The organism is Citrobacter sp. CK191, from assembly GCF_030333435.1.
GTDB classification, from domain to species: Bacteria; Pseudomonadota; Gammaproteobacteria; order Enterobacterales; family Enterobacteriaceae; genus Citrobacter_B; species Citrobacter_B koseri.
Genome location: NZ_JAOWFX010000004.1, coordinates 1 through 239, shown reverse-complemented (window position 1 = coordinate 239; position 239 = coordinate 1). Strand labels below are relative to the sequence as shown.

The following is a 239-nucleotide window of genomic DNA, read 5'->3' as shown; positions in this document are numbered from 1 at the left end:
ACGCGGGGTGGAGCAGCCTGGTAGCTCGTCGGGCTCATAACCCGAAGGTCGTCGGTTCAAATCCGGCCCCCGCAACCAATTGAAATATGATGTAATATTTTGCAAAGTAGTTCGAATCACAACAAGGCGGCGACGCAGTGAATCCTTAGGAGCTTACTCCAGTAAGTGACTGAGGTGAACGAGGAAAGCCAACGCAGATGTGGTTTGAAATACGAAGCAGAAAGACGGACGCGGGGTGG

The 239-nt window shown here is 52.3% G+C and carries 1 tRNA gene; it reads left to right on the top strand.

From position 1 onward, the window contains the following. The first annotated feature begins 1 nt into the window (after nucleotide 1). Nucleotides 2-78: transfer RNA gene (locus OGV82_RS02725), tRNA-Met, on the top strand. The last annotated feature ends 161 nt before the right edge of the window (nucleotides 79-239 follow it).